General features: G+C 40.9%; 16 protein-coding genes and 1 pseudogene. 8 read left to right on the forward strand and 9 right to left on the reverse strand.

The features are described 5' to 3' along the window. The first annotated feature begins 19 nt into the window (after positions 1-19). From AABJ99_RS13945 to ymgD, 3 genes are read left to right on the forward strand one after another with little or no spacing between them, the layout of a single operon-like run. The gene (locus AABJ99_RS13945) at positions 20-172 is read left to right on the forward strand and encodes a hypothetical protein (protein WP_032183962.1); all 153 of its coding nucleotides are present in this window, start codon (positions 20-22) and stop codon (positions 170-172) included. Position 173: 1 nt separating this feature from the next. Further along, positions 174-518: a YMGG-like glycine zipper-containing protein gene (ymgG, locus tag AABJ99_RS13950; protein ID WP_000726978.1), complete on the forward strand. Its 345-nt coding sequence runs from the start codon at positions 174-176 to the stop codon at positions 516-518. Positions 519-521: 3 nt separating this feature from the next. Then, positions 522-857, forward strand: coding sequence for a YmgD family protein (ymgD, locus tag AABJ99_RS13955; protein WP_000979977.1), 336 nt, complete (start codon positions 522-524; stop codon positions 855-857). Positions 858-1,032: 175 nt separating this feature from the next. Here ymgD and ymgF read toward each other — a convergent pair whose 3' ends face one another. From ymgF to ycgZ, 6 genes are all read right to left on the reverse strand, one after another. Further along, positions 1,033-1,251 carry a cell division-associated protein YmgF gene (ymgF, locus tag AABJ99_RS13960; protein WP_001065863.1) on the reverse strand — a complete coding sequence of 73 codons (219 nt, stop codon included), beginning with the start codon at positions 1,249-1,251 and terminating at the stop codon, positions 1,033-1,035. Between the two features lie 131 nt (positions 1,252-1,382). Further along, positions 1,383-2,906, reverse strand: a complete 1,524-nt coding sequence (gene pdeG / locus AABJ99_RS13965) for a cyclic diguanylate phosphodiesterase (RefSeq protein ID WP_039021745.1) — start codon at positions 2,904-2,906, stop codon at positions 1,383-1,385. 333 nt (positions 2,907-3,239) lie between these two features. Then, the gene (locus AABJ99_RS13970; RefSeq protein ID WP_039021744.1) at positions 3,240-3,488 is read right to left on the reverse strand and encodes a hypothetical protein; all 249 of its coding nucleotides are present in this window, start codon (positions 3,486-3,488) and stop codon (positions 3,240-3,242) included. Positions 3,489-3,608: 120 nt separating this feature from the next. Then, a complete protein-coding gene (gene ariR, locus AABJ99_RS13975; RefSeq protein ID WP_000888777.1) occupies positions 3,609-3,875 on the reverse strand; it encodes a biofilm/acid-resistance regulator AriR in 267 nt (88 codons plus the stop codon). Between the two features lie 28 nt (positions 3,876-3,903). After that, positions 3,904-4,176, reverse strand: coding sequence for a two-component-system connector protein YmgA (gene ymgA / locus AABJ99_RS13980; RefSeq protein WP_105278034.1), 273 nt, complete (start codon positions 4,174-4,176; stop codon positions 3,904-3,906). A 42-nt stretch (positions 4,177-4,218) separates the two neighbouring features. Beyond that, entirely contained in the window at positions 4,219-4,455 is a 237-nt protein-coding gene (gene ycgZ, locus AABJ99_RS13985; protein WP_001186982.1) for a regulatory protein YcgZ, read from the reverse strand. Between the two features lie 313 nt (positions 4,456-4,768). On the opposite strand from ycgZ, the gene bluF reads away from it, so the two are divergent. The 5 genes from bluF (at position 4,769) to iraM (ending at position 9,201) form a co-directional block, all read left to right on the forward strand. Further along, entirely contained in the window at positions 4,769-5,980 is a 1,212-nt protein-coding gene (gene bluF / locus AABJ99_RS13990; RefSeq protein WP_039021970.1) for a diguanylate phosphodiesterase, read from the forward strand. Positions 5,981-6,184: 204 nt separating this feature from the next. Next, positions 6,185-6,916: a DNA-binding transcriptional repressor BluR gene (bluR, locus tag AABJ99_RS13995; RefSeq protein ID WP_039021971.1), complete on the forward strand. Its 732-nt coding sequence runs from the start codon at positions 6,185-6,187 to the stop codon at positions 6,914-6,916. Positions 6,917-7,135: 219 nt separating this feature from the next. Next, positions 7,136-7,540: a DUF1398 domain-containing protein gene (gene ycgX, locus AABJ99_RS14000; RefSeq protein WP_032183956.1), complete on the forward strand. Its 405-nt coding sequence runs from the start codon at positions 7,136-7,138 to the stop codon at positions 7,538-7,540. Between the two features lie 829 nt (positions 7,541-8,369). Next, positions 8,370-8,630 carry a biofilm development regulator YmgB/AriR family protein gene (locus tag AABJ99_RS14005; protein ID WP_001354918.1) on the forward strand — a complete coding sequence of 87 codons (261 nt, stop codon included), beginning with the start codon at positions 8,370-8,372 and terminating at the stop codon, positions 8,628-8,630. A 247-nt stretch (positions 8,631-8,877) separates the two neighbouring features. Beyond that, the gene (gene iraM, locus AABJ99_RS14010) at positions 8,878-9,201 is read left to right on the forward strand and encodes an anti-adapter protein IraM (protein WP_039021972.1); all 324 of its coding nucleotides are present in this window, start codon (positions 8,878-8,880) and stop codon (positions 9,199-9,201) included. 734 nt (positions 9,202-9,935) lie between these two features. Here the strand turns inward: iraM and trkG are convergent. The 3 genes and pseudogenes from trkG to AABJ99_RS14025 all read right to left on the reverse strand — a co-directional run bounded on the left by trkG (position 9,936) and on the right by AABJ99_RS14025 (position 13,711). After that, complete coding sequence (trkG, locus tag AABJ99_RS14015) at positions 9,936-11,393, reverse strand: Trk system potassium transporter TrkG (protein WP_338387573.1); 1,458 nt, start codon at positions 11,391-11,393, stop codon at positions 9,936-9,938. Between the two features lie 248 nt (positions 11,394-11,641). Then, positions 11,642-12,031, reverse strand: a pseudogene (locus AABJ99_RS14020) (transposase); the annotation flags it as partial. Positions 12,032-12,343: 312 nt separating this feature from the next. Beyond that, a complete protein-coding gene (locus AABJ99_RS14025; RefSeq protein ID WP_039021973.1) occupies positions 12,344-13,711 on the reverse strand; it encodes a hypothetical protein in 1,368 nt (455 codons plus the stop codon). Positions 13,712-13,840: the final 129 nt, after the last annotated feature.

Here is a 13,840-nt window from a genome sequence, read left to right on the forward strand (position 1 = left end):
GAGTTATTTTTTATTTAAGATTATTCTCATTCAAGTAAAAGACATAATTCCTATCATCACAGCCACGCTCATTTTGAATTATCTGAATAATAGCGAGCGTTCTTTAGTTAAGCAGGTCTTAATTGAAGACGAAATTATTGTGTGTGCAACTTACTTAATACCGGACATCTAAGTTGAAGAAAAAAATACTCGCCTTCGGGCTTATCTCAGCATTGCTCTGCTCCGCGCCAGCGATGGCGGATATGAATCGCACCACAAAAGGTGCACTACTTGGTGCAGGCGTTGGTTTACTTACTGGCAATGGCGTTAATGGCGTACTGAAAGGTGCAGCTGTTGGCGCTGGCGTTGGTGCAGTAACAGAAAAAGGCCGCGACGGCAAAAATGCGCGCAAAGGTGCAAAAGTGGGTGCCGCCGTTGGTGCTGTCACTGGCGTTCTGACCGGCAATGGCCTTGAAGGGGCGATTAAAGGTGCCGTAATTGGCGGTACGGGTGGTGCAATTCTGGGTAAAATGAAATAAGGAATGATGATGAAAAAATTTGCTTTACTGGCGGGTCTGTTTGTTTTCGCACCAATGACCTGGGCGCAGGACTACAATATTAAGAACGGTTTGCCGTCAGAAACCTATATTACTTGCGCAGAAGCCAACGAAATGGCAAAAACTGACAGCGCACAAGTTGCAGAAATTGTTGCGGTAATGGGTAATGCCAGCGTTGCCAGCCGTGATTTAAAAATTGAGCAATCTCCGGAACTGAGCGCCAAAGTGGTAGAAAAACTGAACCAGGTTTGCGCTAAAGACCCGCAAATGCTGTTGATCACGGCAATTGATGACACCATGCGTGCTATCGGCAAAAAATAATATTTCGTCTGTTACCGCGTCGATTGATTCGACGCGGTGGTTGTATATAGTTCTACAATGAAACATCACACCCGCCAATACGCCCTCACAACAACAAGCAAAGCAATTTAATCGGCATTAAACCACAAATACAACAATACTTATTACTATATAGCGGCTATAGCATAAAGAAAGATTAGTGCTGATCCCTGTGGCTAACGAGTTTTTCCCTTACTCGATTAACCAGATTGATCGCCAGCCAAACAAGGGCATTCAGCAAATTTATCGTCACAAGCACTTCTCCAAGCCCAGTACTGGGTTTTGCGATAAGGATGACCAGCAAGGTGATCAGCATAAATGCAATGGAAAAGATGATATAGAGAGTGAAATAATCCAGATTATTACTATTGTTCATGCTACTAATGGCAATCCTGTCAAAACTTTCAAACAATTATAGCAAACAAAATAATGAACAATAGTAACAAGACGCAACGAGCTAATTAGCTGTCTATAATTACACCGCACCATGGTCTTAATGATCAATTTTTACTCAATCATAACCTTCACCTTCGGTTTAGAAAGGATAATTTTAACCAGGTCGATGTAGGTTACCGGTTTATAGAAATAATAACCCTGCTGAAATGTGATGTTGTTTTGATTCAGATAATCAAGCTGTTCTTTTGTTTCGACACCTTCAGCGACGATACTGATCGAAAGTTTACGCGCCAGATCCAGTACACAATCCAGAATCCTGGTTGATTCCGGGTCTGCATTGACACGACCAACAAAACTGTGATCAATTTTGATATAATCAATATGCAGATCATGCAGATAAGAAAGCCCTGAATAGCCAGTACCAAAATCATCCAGTGCGATGACAAAACCATTTTCATGCAGAATGTTCAACCGCTGAACCAGACTCTCATCAACATTTAATGGCTCACGCTCGGTAACTTCCAGAACGAGGTTTAAATCGCGACGGGTAAAACTGTCACGGTAATTTAAGCACTCGTCGACAAATGTCGGCGAAATAATATGCGAGGCACTAAAATTAATTCCGATATGAAAACCTTCCGGCAATTTACTCGCGATAGCGTTCATCTGTGTGACAACCTGATTCATCAGACTTTGTGTAAGCGGAACAATTAATCCAGATTTTTCAGCAAGTGGAATAAATGCCGCGGGTGAGATATATTTGCCGTGAGGTTGTTTCCAGCGGGCTAATACCTCAACTCCCCGCAATGTCCCTTCCCGACCATTTACCACAGGTTGGTAAAAAGGGACAATCTCACCATTACTTATTGCCCGTCGCAGGACCTCTTCAGGCGTTGCGCTTTTATTAAAATACTTATCAAGCAGGTAGGCTGCGGCGCAGGCAATTAACAGAATGAATATCAAAACCCCTACGCCATTATCGATAAGTCTGTAGAAGCTAAAGAATGGTGGTGGGTTAAAGATAATAGTGAAATGATATCTTGTGGAGTGAACCTTCTCAGTATAAGGATAGTGTCCATTAAGCGTCATCACGTCACCGGTAGGTCCAATAATGTCATCCGCTACGTGTAATGCATACCTTACCCCTTTCAAGGGCACATTAAGCGCTCCACGAATATGCTGATCACTTATCGTGACCAAAATACGCGTGTCTGCAAATTGGCTCTGATAGAGCAGGATAGGCAATCTATTGACGGTGTCGATTGCCGGAGCCAACAATAAATTACTGTCAGGGAAAGCAGGAATACGAGACAGCAGGACTCGATTCCCCGGCAAGGATGTACACCAGACCATTCCGCGTTTGAGAATGATGATTGTGCGCAAGTGAGGTTTCAGAGCTGCTTCAGTGCCAAGCTGATATTGCTCCTCGAGGTCGCATTCCTTCCCGGCAATGTTAACCGCCGCTTGAGTCGCCTGTGACGCTTCTTCAAGTATGTGATTGATATTGTTGACAGCATATCTCGCTCCCGCCATATATGCTGCTTTTGCGGAATACCAGAGCTGGATATTCAAAATAGCGACACCGGTTATAAACAAGCATATCGCAACGAGGATGGGTATGAGTGTATTGCGCATTCGCTTGTCCCGGACTAAGGATTTTAATACATGAAAATGATGTTCATTCGCTCGTGCTGGCGTCTAAAGAGAGCATGGTAGAGAGCATAAGAAATATCCACGCCGAAGATAAAATTTTCTCCATCGTCATCTAACCTATTAATTACTATGCTTAATGTGGGTAAAATTAAGCAAATCTGGCAGGATGTCAGACGTCAAGAATGGAGAACAATAGTTCTCCATTCTTGTTTAAACCCTGATATTCCGGATATATTAAGAAACATAACGGCTTAAATTATTACTTTGCACCAGCATATGATACAGCTGATGGTAATTTTAAAACCTTACTCAGTTCTAAGAGAGCACGGATTCCCTGTCATTAATAATGACATCCGTTAGTGTTGCCTTATGCAATTCAATGTACTGCAAAATTTGCAGGTAGAGATCAGAAAGAATCACACTCGTTTCATCTTTTAAACGCAAGCGTAAAGCCTGATCAATAATATGACTATTAACATACCCATGCGCCATGAACACCTCCCTCTCGAGATTTTTAAATAAAGCACATTGAAAAATAAATCTCTCGGGAATTGAATTATTCATGTCAGCCTCGTAAAAATATCAATCCAATAGAATTATGCTGTGTATAGTCTAAGCGACAGACAAAAATAAGATGAATGAGTTTTCTATAAACTTATGCTAGTTATACTAAACAATAAAAAGTCACATATCATCAGCTGTGTATCGCAACACGATTTCCAGTGTTTTTCTAATCACATCAGCTTTGAGAATATCATTCGTTGTTTCCAGAGAGTGTATCAGACTTAAGATAATATTTTTATTATTAACATTATCCCCTGAAAGCATTAAATTGGTCACCGCCTGCCCTAATACAGCAGACTCTTCTTCTAACAAATTCCCCGAACTGCGAAAGTAACTTGATAACGCCTTATCAGTTATTGCGTTATGAATAGTAGTATCTTCAAGCATGGTAACCTCTCATCTTACTTATGAAATTTTAATGTATTCTGTTTATTTTCTTACCATTGAATATACTTTTATTGTCAGCTATTGCTGCTCTTCTGTTAGGCCCTCCTGTATCACTATTGCTAAAATCACGAATTATGCTATCAATTAAATCTCGTCGGAAGGCATTTTGTTCAACAGATTTCATTACGAGTAATTGCTTAATAAGAGTCTGCAACGAAAAATTTATCTTCATGCGTAATATCTGGAGCACCGCCTGGCCAGTAATTTCATGTTTTATACTTTCATTATCAGATGTCTTCATAACGACTTCATAGTTAATCTGTCAAATAATCAGGCTGTCACATTATTCAAAAAGCAACCCAATTAGTGAATTGTAGTGTTTCTGTTCCTCTTCCCCTGTCGCTTGCTCCAGTCGACAAAGAAGTTTGGTACAAAGCGACTTTCGACTCAGATTACGTCCATCTTTCAAAATTTCAGTCACAATTTCCCCGAGGGTTTCCTGCTGAGTAGGCAAGTTAGCTTTTGCAAAGTAACGAGTAATTGCCCCCGCAGAATCTGAAATCACTGAATTTTGCTGCATGCTACGCCTCTATTAAAAATGTTAAACGTTGTTAAGTGCAGTAACAATAGCAAACTTGTACGAAATATGTGTACAGAATGATAAATTATTTTTTTGCAATTAGTGCTAATACCTATAAAACAATGAGATACGTAAAAATTATTTGCATCATTTGACTGACAACCTATACAAGATTCCAAACGAACTCATCTTCAAATTTTTCCATTTTTTATCAGTGTAAATAAATAGTTATGTTTTAGTATTAAAAGCAAGACACCAGAAGATATGTCTGTTACCGTCATACTCTCGCCTCGCCCATTACCCTGGACTATTAATGCTTACTACCCTTATTTATCGTAGCCATATACGTGACGACGAACCTGTCAAAAAAATCGAAGAAATGGTTTCGATAGCAAATCGCAGAAACATGCGGTCTGACGTAACAGGGATTTTACTGTTTAATGGTTCACATTTTTTTCAACTTCTTGAAGGTCCGGAAGAACAGGTTCAAATGATTTATCGGGCCATATGCCAGGATCCACGGCACTATAATATCGTTGAACTGCTGTGCGATTACGCACCTGCTCGCCGTTTTGGCAAAGCAGGAATGGAATTATTTGATTTGCGCCTCCACGAGCGCAATGACGTTTTACAGGCCGTACTCGACAAAGGCACCTCAAAATTTCAGCTAACTTATGATGACAGAGCGCTGCAATTTTTTCGTACTTTTGTTCTTTCAACTGAAAAATCAACCTATTTCGAGATTCCTGCCGAAGACTCCTGGCGTTTTATCGCTGACGGACCTGATAAAGAACTTGATTCCTGTACCCTTTCACCAAATATAAACGACCACTTTGCCTTTCATCCTATTGTCGATCCTTTATCGCGGCGGATAATCGCTTTTGAAGCAATTGTTAAAAATAGGGAAGACAGCCCATCAGCCAGAGTGGTTGGGCAAAGCAATGACGGGGAAATCTACACAGCGGATCTCAAAAGTAAGGCACTTGCATTCGCGATGGCACACGCACTTGAGCTCGGTGATAAAATGATTTCAATCAATCTATTACCTATGACCCTGGTTAACGAGCCTGACGCGGTCTCTTTTTTACTTGATGAAATAAAGGCCAATGGTTTGGTGCCTGAACAAATTATCGTGGAATTTACTGAAAGTGAGGTCATATCTCGGTTTGATGAATTTGCCGATGCTGTTAAATCACTTAAGGCTACCGGTATGAGTGTAGCAATTGACCATTTTGGCACAGGTTTTGCCGGTTTGTTACTCCTGTCACGCTTCCAGCCTGACAGAATTAAAATCAGTCAGGAATTGATTACCAATGTTCATAAAAGCGGGCCTCGGCAGGCAATTATTCAGGCGATCATAAAATGCTGTACATCACTTGAAATTCAAGTCTCTGCTATGGGTGTGGCAACACCAGAAGAGTGGATGTGGCTTGAATCTGCAGGAATTGAGATGTTTCAGGGAGATCTGTTTGCCAAAGCTAAATTGAATGGTATCCCTTCAGTTGCGTGGCCGGAGAAAAAATAATTTTCAGCACATTATTTCACATGATTTCTGGAAATCATCGTGAAAATGAATACGTTATGTTTTAATTTAATCCACATTAAAAATAATGTTTTATCCAATTTAGCTGAAATCTTATTTATACTTTGTACAATTTTAGCGTATATTGTACAAAGTATTATTGGGTCGTGTACAGGCGACGGAGATTTATGAGCGCAAGGAGGAATTGTGGCTTATTACAGCATTGGTGATGTTGCTGAACGTTGCGGGATTAATCCTGTCACTCTCCGGGCCTGGCAACGCCGCTACGGTTTGTTAAAACCACAGCGCAGTGAAGGCGGACACCGACTCTTTGATGAAGAAGACATACAACGCATCGAAGAGATCAAGCGTTGGATAAGTAATGGCGTCCCTGTAGGCAAAGTTAAAGCATTACTGGAAACCACCAGCCAGGATACGGAAGATGACTGGAGCCGACTGCAAGAAGAGATGATGTCAATTCTTCGTATGGCTAATCCTGCCAAACTACGCGCGAGAATTATTTCACTGGGTCGAGAGTACCCAGTAGATCAATTGATTAATCATGTTTACCTTCCTGTTCGCCAGCGTCTCGTGCTTGATCACAACACCTCCCGCATTATGAGCAGTATGTTTGACGGCGCATTAATTGAGTACGCAGCAGCCTCGCTTTTCGAAATGCGCCGTAAGCCCGGTAAAGAAGCCATTCTGATGGCGTGGAATGTTGAAGAGAGAGCACGATTGTGGCTGGAAGCATGGCGTTTATCATTGTCAGGATGGCATATTTCTGTCCTTGCTGATCCCATTGAATCGCCGCGCCCGGAACTGTTCCCAACGCAAACGTTGATTGTCTGGACAGGCATGGCACCAACTAGAAGGCAAAACGAACTTTTACAACACTGGGTTGAGCAAGGTTATAAAGTCATCTTTCATGCCCCCTAATTTCACCTTTATCCCGCCCCTTAGACAGAATGTTATAATCTGAACCCACAACAGCGTTTGCACCGGAGCTGTTCCATTGCAAAATGCTCACCGCACAATTCAGCCAATCCCCCTTTCACACTTTGTATATATCACAGCCAAAGGACAGACCAGATTGAAGTGGTAAAACCGATCGTGCACACTATGCAGTCTCACAACTAACAAGAGGTTATTATCCTGATGGATCAGGTCGTTGTTTTTCAAAAGATGTTTGAAAAAGTGAGAAAAGAGCAAAACTTTTCCTGGTTTTATTCAGAGTTAAAACATCACCGTATTGTGCATTACATTTATTATCTGGCTACGGATAACATCAGAATTATTACTCACGATGAAACAGTTTTGTTATTAAGAGGAAACCGTAGCCTGTTAAAAGTCAGTACAACCAAAAACCCAGGAAAAATTAAAGAGGCGGCATTGCTTCATATTTCTGGGAACTCTACATTTTGGGAGTATTGTACAACACTGGCAAGTGCTGGCGTTTTCCGCTGGGTAACCGATGTTAATAACAATAAACGCGGCTACTACGCTATTGATAATACGCTGTTGTATGTTGAAGATGTGGAAAATAACAAGCCATTAATCTAGCAAAGTTTTAACACATAAGAGATCTATCATAATTCAGTAAAATAACAAAAAAGAGGACTTTCTATGACTTATCAGAACTCCCTTTTTATTGTTATCCATAATTGTTCAGCCGACCAATACTATAAATCTGACATTTGACATGCCCCCCTTGCCGTTCTGATACGTTACTTGTATTACAGTTATCAAACCCACAAATACAACGGGCGTGTTATATGCCCGTTCAATACTTAATAGGTATAGAGTTAACATATTCTTGATAGCATGTATTGCTACCTCCTGCCTTAGAGTTATCTCCGGCTAACTCCACCAAACATGGCTGCACACAGCCAGATAAAAACGCTTGCGCGCATCTGGATATCATACCGCTGCTGGAACTGTTTCTTAATCATCCTACCTTATTAGACCTATTTGATACTGGCTATTATGAAGGATGCAAAGTAAGCGCTTTTTATGCGTTTTTGCTGAGTTATCATCACGTTACCTTAATATTATCAGGAACGAGTTAACGCTGCTCATAACGGTCAAACCGATACTATAAAGCCCAATAATTGAAACCTTTTCATCATGTCAGGAAGATAGTCATCCTTATGATCTTTATATAAAAAAGCCAACCATGGGGTTGGCAAAGTGGCACAAACCAGCATAAAAGCTATGCTTTGTTTACAAATCTTCTTTGAATTAAATATATATCGTCCTGACTAAACAGAACTAAAACGGAATGAATTATTTAATCATGTTACTAAATTTCATTTTGTTTAGCCTCTGTTGAGATCCCTTGTTTTAAATTTCATTTGGATAAAATTCTTAATAAAATCCTTGGGAGTCAATTATGTCTATGCAAAGTCAAGGAATGAACTTTGAAATGAACCTATACGCATATTTGAATAAATATGATAGTCGGCTTTCAGAAGAAAAACTTGCAATTGATAAGGCAGTTAGAGATTTATATCTTTGCAACGAACACGTGGATAACAAGAGCATTATACTGAAATTGCTCTCATTTTTATCATCTGCTGATGACATTGTTGAAAAAGATATTATCAGGAATGCTTTGGAAGTAGTGCTTCTTTTTACATTAGATGATATTTAAGTCATCTCAGGAGTTTTAATACACGAAGAGTGCCCGGATACTAGCGATTATATTCATATTTAATTATTAGTGCGGGGAAAGAGATTATGCATTGGCATATTTCTCTAACGTCCGTGATAGAAAATAACTTTAAATATAAATAAAGAACAAACCACCTTTGCATTCAACCTCATCTGAGCTGACTATAGTACAAATTATATTGATATTCTTTATCAACATCATTGGAACAGAAGAATAAGGCGAAGAAATGAAGTGTATAGTAATTGATACTGTAATACAACCTTCGTGTGGTATATATTTTTCAGTCATATGGAGCGATATGAAAATGATCATTTGGTATCGTTCAAATATATTTCTCCCACCTGGCAGCATATTTACAGTTATTAAGTCAGGTATTATACTTGAGGATAAAGAATATCCGATCAGTATTTTTAACGTGGCGCTATTCAACAAAAATTTATGGAATTTAATCAAAAATAGTCAAGAGTGTCCTACAGAATCAAACAAAATTACGAATAAATGCCTGCATAAGCATTGCATTATGCAAATATGTCCACATGGTCTCAAGTAATGGGGGGTATTTAACCTTCCCTATATGCTATAGATAAATCTACCAAAAACTGCCCCTTCGTAGAGGGGCTCTATGATTTTGTTTTATTTGAAGGCATGGTGCTGAATGTATTCGTTGAATCCAGATTCAACACCTGAAGCTGCACTTAACCCATAATACTTGTTTCTGGTTCCTCTACCGAGTGGTCAAACAATGATATGTATGTGACGTCAGAGTTTATTTTTTTTAGTGTTTAATGCTATTAATTTAACGTAGTTACCTATCTTTTTTCTACCTTCTGAACTAACCTTAGGTTTCAACGTAACCGGCAGGAGGGGCTATCCCCAATCTTAAATTTTGCTGCCCGATTTGCTCAAGCCAAAGTTTTAATTTTACAACCTATAAACCTTAGTTAAATCAACCTCATGGTGCTGTCTGTTCCCGCTGTGGAACAAGACTCACTGCAACATCTTGCATTCCTAAACTTCGCAGAAGGCGATGGGCAAAAACTGTACTGTAATGTTATTTCGATGTCTCTTATGGTAAATAGGAGGCGTCGAGGCTAAGTGAGTAGCCTGCTTGCTTCTCAATCCTGATACTATCAGCATTCACGTCAGATGAAATGATGATATTTCGCGTAAGAAAGAGGCATTTTTTTATCAACTTCACATCGGAGATGGTAATAATCCTATGGGTCCAGTCCAAATGAGGGGGTCAACATACTATAAAATTCACAATAATAAATTAACTATATATCAAGAACGCCAAAAAAATCCTGAAAATAGTATAATAACAGGGTAAATTTCAAGTCGACCAAGAATCATAGCAATACACATGAGATATTTTGCAATATCATTAAGAACACCGAATGAGGATGCGGTAGCCCCAAAACCCAGCCCCATATTATTAATGCATGCAGCGACTGTCGCAAATGATGTAAGGAAATCATATCCCATACCATTTAGCACCAGTATAAAAAACACTGTAAAGAAAGTATAAAGAAAAAAGAAACTCCATACAGACCTCATTACGCGGTCTGTAACAATCTTCCCTCCTACATTTACACTAAGCAATGCTCTGGGATGAGAAAGCTGATTTATTTCGTGTTTACTTTGTTTAAAAAGTATAAGAAATCTAAGTGATTTAATTCCGCCGCACGTTGAGCCTATACATCCCCCAAAAAAACTTGACAGCAGCAAAAAAACTATCGTATGTGTGGGCCAGTTTGAATAATCCTGCGTAGCTAAACCATTATCAGTGAGCATGGAGCTAGCAAGAAAAAACGAATGAACAACACTTCCAGTTAAGTCATACATACCTATATGCCAGACCTGGAAAGAGGTAACAATAATAACACCTGAAGCTATTAACAAAAAGAAACGAAGTTCAACATCTCTGAGTAAGGGTTTTATTGTTTTCCTGCTTATAACAACATACCAAAGAGTAAAGTTGAAAGCCGATAACAGAGAAAAAGAGCCCGCCACCAGTTCAATCAAATAATTATTGAAATAGCCGATACTCTCACTATGAGTTGAAAAACCGCCAAGAGAAACTGTAGAAAGTCCATGACAAATAGCATCAAACAAAGGCATTCCTGCAAGTCGATAACAAACAATACAAGCAATGCCTAATAAAGAATAAGTTATCCAAAGTGTCCGCGACGTATCAGCCAAGCGTGGAGTTAGTTTGTCATCCTTAAATGGCCCTGGCATTTCTGACTGATAAAGTTTTGCACCACCAATACCCAATAATGGCAACACAGCAACTGCCAGAACAATTACCCCTAAACCGCCTATAAAATTTAATTGTGACCGGTAGAACAAATATGCCCGAGATAATGAACTGACATCATCAATTACTGTTGCTCCTGTTGTTGTTATTCCGGAAACCCCTTCAAACAGCGCGTCAGCAAACGTTAAATTAAGCTCTGAATCAATCCATAATGGAAATGCGCTAATAATAGAAAATAAAATCCAAAACATTACAATTATAATAAACCCATCACGGGTGCGTAATTGAATGCCAGATTTTTTAGTGGTATACCACGCTCCGCCACCAAAACAAAAAAATATAACAAAAGTAATAAAAAAAACGAACAAGCTTTTTTCTTTATAAAACAATGCTACAACCATTGGTGGTAACATTGAAAGACTATAGAGCCAGACCAAGAACCCACACATATGAGTTACAACTCTTACATGAGATGTATTCATATCCAAATGTTCTTTCAATTATAACCACCTTACTGCAATATCATGATTATACTGTATAAATTTTAACTCTTCTTAGATCTTACTTCACTGGTCCTTATGAAACAATCAGCAAAATGAATCTTATTATAACACTGTTCGGTTATGTATTGTTGAGCCTTCCCGCTGGGCCTGCATCATTACAAGTCGCTCCCTATGGGGCTTTGTCGAATAAATAATTTTCGGTAATATCCCCTGAGCAGGTTGTATCTTCAGGCAGTATGAACACTTTCTGGCATACCTACCTTCATCATTATGTTCAGCGTATGCACCATGACCAAAGCCTCTGCAACCGGCCTATCATAATCTAGCAGCATCAGAGAACCTCAGAATAACTGTTTTACCCTGTACATTGCCGTTTCCGCTATTGAGCGACGATTGTAATCTTTTGTCCATTTTCACCGGGAATTACCCTCGGTCAATCGCTGATACGCGACTGCACAGTTACGGTCGGCATACTCACCGGGCCAGTAACCCGCTCCTTTTTGGGGTGGGATGAGCGCGCTGATTTTCACACGGCGCAGCTGCTCGTAACAGAGCCGAGAGGCGTAAACTCCGTCTGCTGCTGTCCTGATTTTTTGATGGGTTTGCCGGATTAATCCGGCTACACCTCTACATCCGTTACGCTGAATGCTGAGGTCGCCCTTGGGAAGAAGGCATTGCTGACTTATACCAATCCGAAATCACCTCCTCGTGCAACCAGACAGGGAGGGGCCTCGGTTGATAAGAGCTCTGTTATTGATGTGCCAGTTGGTGATTCAAACTTTTGCTTTGTAACGGGACGAGCCGTGTTGGCAGATGATGTGTGGTCTGATCCTTAAACTCAGTAAAAGTACGATTTATTCAAAAAAGCCCCTCCACTATGATTTCGATTTAAGGGGCTGATGATTATGTAACGCGAATTTACCGGATCCTTACGAACCTTTCTTTATCCTGCTCTTGCCCCTTTCGGTAAGCCCATTCTCTGTCATGTATTTTCTGGCAGTGAATATATTAATGCTGTGGTCAGTACAAAACCCCTTAACACCCTTGATCTTTTCCCGCTGAACCTGGGGCATCTTCGACCATTCCCGGACGAGATTTTTGGTAACTCTGTTCCATTTCTCTGGTTTGTTCAGCTTCGCTCGGCCCACCCAGGTTAATCCGTCCTTGCTCAAATTCAGGTAATGACGTGCTGTGCACGGCCGGATGTTGTGGCTCTCACACCACTTATTGAAATCGACGTTGCGCCGCTCATCCGAGGTCATCATCGACCATTTCCGGATAACCTCGTAGGGAATGGGGAGCTTTATGGCAACTTTCGACCTTACCCTGACGCGACGTTGCGGGACTGTCTCATGTTTCGCACTCAGGTTTTCTTCCGACAGTGCGGAGAGGGAGGACCTGAAATCAAGTGATTCTGGCTGGTTATGTGACAACAGTGTCGCGGCAATGGCGTGAAATCGGGTACTATCCACACTTCCACAGACCTTCACACTGCCATCACTGACATCAATATTCACTAATTTGCTATTACTAATAGTTTTCGTGAAGGTGATGGTGTGGCCGGAAAAACAGAAACTAAACTTGAACGGCTCAGTGAAAAGCTTAGTGAGTTGCGGGTCAGCCCCCACCTCCGCCCGGTACGTAAACAGTGCATTCGTCATGGCAACTACCAGTTCGTTAGCCTCGTCCGTATTCTCGATGATTAAATTTTTCATCTGATTCAGAATTTTCTCGCTGCTCTGGAGCAGCAGCAGGGGCCGGGGCAATGTCGCGCCCATGGCGAGGTTGGAGTAGCATGGCGTTAGCATGTAATTCACTCCTTCCCGTTGTTTTTCTTCTGTGATAGAAGGGCTGAAATCATCTATTCCGGGCTGGCGAATGCGTGAGACCAGTGTTGTGACAAAGGCGTTAAACAGATAACAATCAGCATAGCCACAGGCACTCCTCCCATCCTTGCTGACCATAATATTCACGCAATTGTCCCCATTAAAATCCATATGCGTGTTGGTGAAGGTAATGGTGTGGTCGGAAAAACTAAAACTGAACGACTCAGGAATTTGCAGACCACGCGCCCTAGGCATGTCTGGATTATCCGGCAGTTTAGCCATCTGATTTGGCTGCAGTGCGGTCGCCATGACATCCGCCAGTTCGTTAATCTGGTCAGAACTCATCGTGCTACAGTCCGTATTTCTGTGAATTAAATTTATCATCTCCCGCAGATGAGTCCTGCAACTTTCCTGGCTCTGCAGGAGCTGGGACAGTGTCACAGCCGCGTTAATGCGGCATGGTGTTACCATATAATACAATCCTTTTTCTCAGGGGGGTTGATATTCCGGATCGTGCCGTGTTTGCCCACGGCTCCCCCTGGAAAGCTGCAGACCTGTTTATTTAACTCGCACAGCGCCGGGGCCTGTCAGCAAACAGGG

The sequence above is a fragment of the Escherichia coli genome (genome assembly GCF_036503815.1).
In the GTDB taxonomy this organism is placed as follows: Bacteria; Pseudomonadota; Gammaproteobacteria; order Enterobacterales; family Enterobacteriaceae; genus Escherichia; species Escherichia coli_F.

Excerpts from the sequence above, each read along its gene's own strand:
- ymgD (WP_000979977.1), top strand. The coding sequence starts at position 522 with ATGATGATGAAAAAATTTGCTTTACTGGCGGGTCTGTTTGTTTTCGCA.
- ymgF (WP_001065863.1), bottom strand. The coding sequence starts at position 1,251 with ATGAACAATAGTAATAATCTGGATTATTTCACTCTCTATATCATCTTT.
- pdeG (WP_039021745.1), bottom strand. The coding sequence starts at position 2,906 with ATGCGCAATACACTCATACCCATCCTCGTTGCGATATGCTTGTTTATA.
- AABJ99_RS13970 (WP_039021744.1), bottom strand. The coding sequence starts at position 3,488 with ATGAATAATTCAATTCCCGAGAGATTTATTTTTCAATGTGCTTTATTT.
- ariR (WP_000888777.1), bottom strand. The coding sequence starts at position 3,875 with ATGCTTGAAGATACTACTATTCATAACGCAATAACTGATAAGGCGTTA.
- ymgA (WP_105278034.1), bottom strand. The coding sequence starts at position 4,176 with ATGAAGACATCTGATAATGAAAGTATAAAACATGAAATTACTGGCCAG.
- ycgZ (WP_001186982.1), bottom strand. The coding sequence starts at position 4,455 with ATGCAGCAAAATTCAGTGATTTCAGATTCTGCGGGGGCAATTACTCGT.
- bluF (WP_039021970.1), top strand. The coding sequence starts at position 4,769 with ATGCTTACTACCCTTATTTATCGTAGCCATATACGTGACGACGAACCT.
- ycgX (WP_032183956.1), top strand. The coding sequence starts at position 7,136 with ATGGATCAGGTCGTTGTTTTTCAAAAGATGTTTGAAAAAGTGAGAAAA.
- AABJ99_RS14005 (WP_001354918.1), top strand. The coding sequence starts at position 8,370 with ATGTCTATGCAAAGTCAAGGAATGAACTTTGAAATGAACCTATACGCA.
- iraM (WP_039021972.1), top strand. The coding sequence starts at position 8,878 with ATGAAGTGTATAGTAATTGATACTGTAATACAACCTTCGTGTGGTATA.
- trkG (WP_338387573.1), bottom strand. The coding sequence starts at position 11,393 with ATGAATACATCTCATGTAAGAGTTGTAACTCATATGTGTGGGTTCTTG.
- AABJ99_RS14025 (WP_039021973.1), bottom strand. The coding sequence starts at position 13,711 with ATGGTAACACCATGCCGCATTAACGCGGCTGTGACACTGTCCCAGCTC.